Raw genomic sequence first — 7,612 nt, 5'->3', positions numbered from 1 at the left:
CCCTCGGCGATTAGCATTGCATCACCCCTCTCCCTCATGGTTGTTATGTCGAACCACGAACCGCATTATCACTTTCTGGCTTTATCAGCCTTCGAAATTATCGTGCACCAATCGGTCCAAAAGGCGCACGCCAAAGCCGGAGGCCCAGGACTGGCTGTATTCCGTTGCCGGAGCGCCCATGGCGGTGCCCGCAATATCCAGATGTGCCCAGGCCGTATCACCGACAAAGCGCTTGAGGAACTGTGCTGCAATGATGGCGCCACCAAAACGGGTGCCGATGTTCTTCATATCGGCATTTTTCGTATCGATCAGCTTGTCATAATCAGGACCGAGCGGCATACGCCACAATTTCTCGCCCGTTGCCTGCCCTGCATCGAACAATTGCGCTGCGAGCGTGTCATCATTGGAGAAAAGCCCGGCGCGTGACACACCAAGTGCAACCATGATGGCACCGGTCAACGTGGCAAGATTGACCATGAATTTCGGCTGGAAACGCTCATTGCAATAGTAAAGAGCATCCGCAAGAACCAGACGGCCCTCCGCGTCGGTATTGAGCACTTCGATGGTCTGGCCGGACATGGACGTGACGATATCACCGGGACGCTGGGCATTGCCGTCAACCATGTTTTCCACAAGGCCGACAATACCGACCACATTCACCTTGGCTTTACGGGTGGCGAGCGTATGCAGAAGACCTGTCACGGCAGCTGCGCCGCCCATGTCCCCCTTCATCTCTTCCATGCCAGCGGCCGGTTTGATCGAGACACCGCCGGAATCGAATGTGACGCCCTTGCCGACAAAGGCGATCGGCGCTTCCTTGCCCTTGCCACCCTGCCATTCCATGATTGCGAGGCGCGCCGGACGGACTGAACCCTGCGCAACGCCAAGAAGCGAGCCCATGCCAAGCTTCTTCATGTCCTTCGGATCAAGGATTTCGACCTTCACATCGAGTTTTTTGAGTTCCTCGATTCGTTCAGCAAATTCGACCGGCCCCAGAATGTTGGCGGGTTCATTGACGAGATCGCGTGCAAGGTTAACGCCCTCGGCCACGGCTTCGGCATTGGCAAAAGCTTTCTTTGCGGCGTGAGGGTCGGCCACAAGAATGGTGATCTTGGCGGAAGATTTCTCTTCCTTCCCCTCATCGTCGCTTTTGCCCTTCTTGGTTTTATATTTATCGAAGCTGTAGGCGCGCAGCAGAATACCCAGCGCAAAGTCTGCGGCATTTTCGCCCGAGACCTCTGCTTCAGGCAGAGCAAGAACCACGGAAACGTGTTTGGCCTTGCCGATCTTTGCGAATGCGGAACCGCCCAGTTTCAGCCAGTCATCGGCTTTCAACTCGGCCGGATCACCCATTCCAACCAGCACCAGACGGTCCAGTTCAGTCCCCGCAGGCGCAAGCGTGCTCAGGCTTGCGGCAAGTTTTCCCTTGAAATCCGAGACATCAATGATACGCGACAGCAACGCCTGCCCGACGACAGATTCGGCTTCGCCAGCTACCTTACCTTCGCTGGCCAGAAGCAAAACTGCGGTTCCGTTTTCAACGGCAGCAAACTTTGCAAAACTGATGGATGGTCGTTTGGACATGATATCTCCAGATTGAACAAATTGTGACTTCCTTATTCATCACAGTTGATGAATGAAGTGGGTGACGATAAGGATCGCGCGCTAACACCTTGTTAACCAGCTTTCTTCGCCTATTTTTAGCCAAGCCTGACTAGATTGAACATATACCGGGTTCGTCCCATAGTGCGGCAAAATAATGCCATAAGTTGTATGGCATAGATGAAATGGTCGGTCATTCGTGAACGGCAAGTCGACAAACAAGGTGGCGGAACTCTTTTGCGAAACATGACATGCGCCTGATCGAGATATATATCTTACGACGCATTGTCGTCATGTTCCTGGCTGTCCTGCTGTCGGCAGTCGGTATTACATGGATTGTTCAGGTGCTCGGTCGCATCAATTTCCTGACCACCAGCGGCCAGAGCTTCTTCTATATCCTCAAGTTCAGTTCCAACCTTCTTCCGTCAGCATTTCCCGTTGTCATGCCGTTCGCGCTGGTTATTGCCGTGACGCAGACGCTTTCAACGATGAACCAGGATTCGGAACTCGTTGTCATCAATGCCTCGGGCGCACCGCGTTCCACGGTCATTCGTCCGGTTATCCTCTTCGCGATTGTCGTTGCAGCCCTTTCCTTTATCATTGCCAACTACATTGCTCCCTATTCGCAGATGAGCATGCGGCAGATGATTGCCGATGCCCGCTCCGACGTCATCAATCTTGTCGTGCAGCAGGGATCGTTTCAGCGGCTGGACGAAAATCTCTATCTGCAGATTGAAAGCCGCGATTCAAACGGCTCGATCAAAGGTCTGTTCGTCTCCGATTCGCGCGATCCGGTGACGGATCTGCTGTATTATTCCAAGGATGGTCTTGTCGTTGACAAGGGCGACCAGAGCCTGCTGGTGATGAAAGACGGCGAGATCGACCGCCGCGATGTAAAGACCGGCAATGTATCCATTATCAAGTTCAATACCTATGCCCTTGATCTGGCTGAGTTTTTGCCGAATGACGATAAAGATCCAACGATTTTCGCCAAGGACAGGCCGCTGGATTATCTGATGAACCCGGACCCGAACGATCCTGTTTATCAACAGAAACCTTTGCGCTATACGGCAGAACTGGCCAAGCGGCTGACCGACTGGATGTATCCTATCGTCTTCGCTTTGATTTCACTGGCGGCGGCGGCTGACTCGCGCTCGCACCGGGAAGCCCGCATTTCGGCTTCTTTCACGGCGATCACCTTGAGTCTCATCGTGTTCTGGATCAGCTATTCCAGCGGCCAGACGGCGGAAAAGAACGAGGACGTTATTCCATTCCTCTTTGCCTTCCCGATTGTGGTTTCATTGCTGGCAATCTATGCACTGGCGACAAACCGTCAGATCGGTGTCCCGGCGTTCCTGAGCAATCTCTTCAAGAACGGACCTGTTACACCACAGGCAGCGCTTGCGGGTGTCAGGACAAAGCTGCTAAATCCCCGCTCCAATCGCGGAGCGAATGAAGAATGATAGGCTGGACACTCGGGCGTTATTTCTTTCTCCGCTACGTGACGATCACCTGCTATTTCCTTCTGGGAAGCTTTGCGCTCGCCCTGATTCTGGATTTCACAGAACTGTCGAGCAAGCTTGCCGCCCTGCCGCAATATTCATCGATTCAGGCTTTCGGCCTGTCGCTGATGCGTATTCCTTACATCATGCAGCAGGTGTTCCCGTTCATTGCCCTGTTCTCGGCCATGACCACGTTGATTTCCCTTAACCGGAAATATGAACTTGTTGTGGCCCGTTCGGTCGGCGTGTCGGCCTGGCAGTTTCTGCTGCCTGCCTGCACCGGCGCATTTCTGTTCGGCCTTCTGGCGGTGCTCGTGGTCAATCCCCTCGCCGCCTACGGCTTTGAGAAAAGCGAAGCGGTGCAAGCGAACTGGCGGAGCGGAAAAACCAACGATACGACCGACGATCGTGTGCCCTGGCTTCGCCAGAAGACCGATGAAGGCGAGACGATCATTGGTGCCAAGAGTATCGTCAATCGTGGCCTGCGACTTGTCGATGCAACTTTTGTCCGTCTGGACAAAAACAAGGACATTATCGAGCGACTCGATGCCAAAACTGCCGACCTTCAAGAAGGTTACTGGCAGCTGACCGATGTGACGAAATTTGTGCTTGGCGAAACCCCTGTTTCACCGGGCGATGTGCAGATTCCAACCCATCTTCGCCCTGAATTTGTTGAAGAAAGCCTCGCGCGGCCTGAGACAATTCCTTTTTTTGAGCTGCGTAACAAAATTGCCGCAGCTCGTTCTTTTGGCTATCCAGCCAATGCTTTTGACATGCATTTCCAGTCTTTGCTGGCTTTGCCTGCACTTTTAATGGCGATGACCCTAATCGCTGCGACAGTTTCGCTAAAATTTGTGCGCTTTGGACAATCCGGGACAATGATTCTGGGTGGCGTCCTTGCGGGCTTCGTGCTTTATGTCGTCACAGTCGTGGTCAAGGCATTCGGAAATGCGGGATTTGTCCCGCCTTTTGTTGCCGCTTGGACTCCAGTCCTGATTGCGACTTTTTTTGGGGTCTCCTTTCTACTGCACAAGGAGGATGGTTAGAGTGGGATTGAATGTAACGCGCTCGGTGTTGCCGACGTGGCTCGCACGGCTTATGTGCGGGACGGCCGTGCTATGCCTTGCAGGCGGGATTTCGTTCCCAGCCGTGGCCCAGACCAATGATGCCCTAGCAGGTAATTTCAAGACGAATCCAAACGCGCAAATGCTGCTGGAATCGGATGAGCTTGTGTATGACATCAACGCCAAGACGATTTCGGCCGTCGGTGGTGTACAGATCGATTATGACGGCAACCGACTGGTTGCCCGGCAGGTTACCTATGATCAAAAGACCGGTCGCCTGAAGGCCATGGGTAAGGTCGAGATTGTCGAAAAAGACGGCAACCGCATCTATGCGGAAAATCTCGATGTGACCGATGATTTCAAGGAAGGCTTCATCAACACGTTGCGGGTTGAATCAGCCGATAATACGCGCTTTGCTGCTGAAAGCGCCGAGCGTGTTGGCGGCGAGATTACAAAGTTCAACAACGGCATTTACACCGCGTGCGAGCCCTGCCGTGATAAACCCGGCAAAGCTCCGCTTTGGCAGGTGCGTGCCCAGAAAATCATCTGGAACGGCAAGAAGAAGACCATCCGCTTCGAGCGCGGCCGGTTTGAGCTGTTCGGTATGCCCCTGGCATTCATGCCAGCCTTCGAAATTGCCGACCCGACAGTGAAGCGCAAGAGCGGCTTCCTGATGCCGAGCTACAAATATGAGACGGATCTCGGTTACGGTGTCAGTGTTCCCTACTTCTGGGCGCTTGCCCCCAATTATGACCTGACGCTGACCGGCACCGGTTATACAAAGCAGGGTTTCCTTGCTGAAGCGGAATGGCGCCATCGTTTGGCCAATGGTGAATACAGCATCAATCTTGCTGGAATCAGCCAGAACAAGCCGCACGAATTCAATCGCGATAACGATCAGGAAGATTACAACAATACCGGTCGCGGTATGGTTGGATCGAAGGGGCATTTCCAGATCAATCCACGCTGGTCATTCGGCTGGGACGTTATGGTGCAGTCCGACAAGGCTTTCGCCTATCGTTATGGTCTCGAGAACTATGCGGATTATAACAAGACCGACCAGATTTATCTGACCGGATTGCATGACCGCAATTATTTCGATGTGCGTCTGTATAAATTCCATATTCAGGAAGGTTGGAGCGACTCCAATCCCTCCTCATCCGAACCCAAGCAGCCCTGGGTTCTGCCAAGTCTCGATTATGCCTATATCCCGACACAGCCTCTTGCGGGCGGCGAGTTGAATTTTAACCTCAACGTGCAGGCACTCAGCCGTGACAAGCTGGATGCTACGGCGGGATACACAGGTCTGCCGCGCACCGGGTATCTCTCTGGCATCAAGGGCAATGACGGCCGCATCACTGGCGAAGTTGAGTGGAAGCGTACGTTTATTACGGATAGCGGCCTTGTTCTGACACCCATCCTCGCGTTGCGCGGTGATGGCATGTATGTGGATTCGGATTCAGCTGGCGTTAATCGTGATCAGGCCTTCCGCGGCTTGGCAACGGCCGGACTTGAAGCCAAATATCCAATCCTGTTTACGGCAGCCAATTCGACCCATGTTCTTGAGCCAACAGCCCAGATTTTTGTTCGCAACAATGAACCCTATGCGGGTCAGATGCCGAACGAGGATGCGCAGAGCTTTGTCTTTGACGCTTCAAGCCTGTTTGAGCGAGACAAATTCTCCGGTTACGACCGGGTTGAAGGCGGTACGCGTGCCAATCTCGGCATTCGTTATTCCGGCACATTCAACAATGGCCTGTCACTCAATGGTATTGCCGGTCAATCATTCCAGCTTGGCGGGTTGAACTCCTTTGCGACATCTGATTTTGTCAATGCAGGTGCGGAGTCCGGACTTGAATCGGCGCGCTCCGACTATGTTGCCATGATCGGTGCCAATTACGGTGCCTATAATCTGACGACAGGCGGCCGCTTCGACAAGGATACATTCGAAATGCGCCGCGCTGAAGTTGCAGCCACTGCAGCGGGCACACACGGCACGCTTTTTGCCAAATATGCGTTTATCGATGCTCAGCCAACTTACGGTTTTCCGACGGACAGACAGGAAGTCACGCTTGGTGGTTCCCTCAAAATCACACCAAACTGGCGCGTTCTGGGTTCCGGCACCTATGATATCGTTCACGATACACTCGTGAAGCAGGTAGCGGCATTGGCCTATGATGACGAGTGCTTTACCTACCAGATGTCCTATACCGAGCAGCGGCCAATCGACAGCACCGGCGCGGCAGGTGACAAGACAACGACGTTCGGCTTCAACATTTCGTTCCGCACCCTGTGGGAATTTGGCAAGCCGGTGAATATTGGCGGTATTTAATCATTTCTTTTCAACTGGCCGCACTTGCGGCCAGTCATGCTTTTGCCTTAGTAAAATTGCACTAGGGAACAGAAATAAACTCACAGGAATGGATTTTGCTGATCATTTTTGTCAAAATGGCCAAAAGAGATTCATAAATGATCGGATAACGTGGAAGATGATGGTGAGGAAGCACATTCTTGCGGCGGCGATAGTGACCGCTTTGGGTTCTGGTCTGACGGCAGGGTTTTCGCTGCCTGCGCAGGCAAGTGACGTCAAGGTCATTGTCAATGGATCACCAATTACCGATTATGACATTGCCCGTCGCGCGGCCTTTTTGAAGCTGCAGCGCAAGAAGGGCAACCTCGTGCAGATGGCGCGTGAAGAACTGACCGACGACATGCTCAAGCGCCAGGAAATGCGGCGGCTGAACATCGTTATTTCAGATACGGACGTGAACCAGGCTTTTGAACGCTTTGCCACCAACAACAAGATGACGCTCGCCCAGCTCAATGGTGTCCTCGACAAATCGGGCGTTACGGCTGATCACTTCAAAGAATATATCCGCATGCAGATGGGCTGGGGCCGTGCCCTTGGCACCCGCGGCCGCACGCAGGGTGGTAGCCGCGTTTCCGAACAGGATGCCGTACAGCGCATGTTGAAAGATGGCGGCAAGAAGCCTGTATCGACCGAATACACATTACAGCAGGTGATTTTTGTCGTGCCTGCCGCTGATCGCGGTAATCTGGCAAAGCGGCGCAATGAGGCCAATGCCCTGCGCGCAAAGTTCAGCGGGTGTGATTCAACACGCGATATCGCCAAGGGTACACTTGATGTCACAGTGCGTGACCTTGGCCGTTTCGTCGAGCAGGAACTGCCGCCGGAATGGTCAAAGCAGGTGACAGCTACATCCGTTGGCCATGCCACCGTGACGCAGGATACTGACAAGGGCGTGGAGTTCCTCGGTGTCTGCGCAACCCGCCAGATTTCCGACGACCGCGTTGCGCGTCTGGTCTTCTCGCAGGAAGCGGCAGCAGCCAACCAGAAGCCTGATGCCACAGCAGATGCCGTCAACAAGCAGTATCTCGACGATCTCCGGAAAAAGGCATCCATCGTCAATCGATGATGGTATT

The 7,612-nt window shown here is 53.6% G+C and carries 5 protein-coding genes; 4 read left to right on the top strand and 1 reads right to left on the bottom strand.

All coding sequences use genetic code 11. The features are described 5' to 3' along the window. Positions 1 to 84: 84 nt before the first annotated feature. Entirely contained in the window at positions 85 to 1,584 is a 1,500-nt protein-coding gene (locus AB4Y96_RS11560; protein WP_441917443.1) for a leucyl aminopeptidase, read from the bottom strand. Between the two features lie 311 nt (positions 1,585 to 1,895). Here AB4Y96_RS11560 and AB4Y96_RS11555 point away from each other — a divergent pair, with 311 nt between their 5' ends. The 4 genes from AB4Y96_RS11555 (at position 1,896) to AB4Y96_RS11540 (ending at position 7,605) form a co-directional block, all read left to right on the top strand. Next, complete coding sequence (locus AB4Y96_RS11555) at positions 1,896 to 3,065, top strand: LptF/LptG family permease (protein ID WP_244518323.1); 1,170 nt, start codon at positions 1,896 to 1,898, stop codon at positions 3,063 to 3,065. Beyond that, on the top strand, positions 3,062 to 4,150 hold the full coding sequence (lptG, locus tag AB4Y96_RS11550) for an LPS export ABC transporter permease LptG (RefSeq protein WP_091880330.1): 1,089 nt from the start codon (positions 3,062 to 3,064) through the stop codon (positions 4,148 to 4,150). Before AB4Y96_RS11555 ends, lptG begins: the two co-directional genes overlap by 4 nt. Position 4,151: 1 nt before the next feature. Continuing rightward, positions 4,152 to 6,500, top strand: a complete 2,349-nt coding sequence (locus AB4Y96_RS11545) for an LPS-assembly protein LptD (protein WP_441917440.1) — start codon at positions 4,152 to 4,154, stop codon at positions 6,498 to 6,500. 157 nt (positions 6,501 to 6,657) lie between these two features. After that, a complete protein-coding gene (locus tag AB4Y96_RS11540; protein ID WP_091880333.1) occupies positions 6,658 to 7,605 on the top strand; it encodes a SurA N-terminal domain-containing protein in 948 nt (315 codons plus the stop codon). The last annotated feature ends 7 nt before the right edge of the window (positions 7,606 to 7,612 follow it).

Source organism: Phyllobacterium sp. TAF24, assembly GCF_052113785.1.
Taxonomy (GTDB): Bacteria; Pseudomonadota; Alphaproteobacteria; order Rhizobiales; family Rhizobiaceae; genus Phyllobacterium.
The sequence above is the reverse complement of the archived record's forward strand: the minus strand, read 5'-3'. Positions and strand labels throughout refer to the sequence as shown.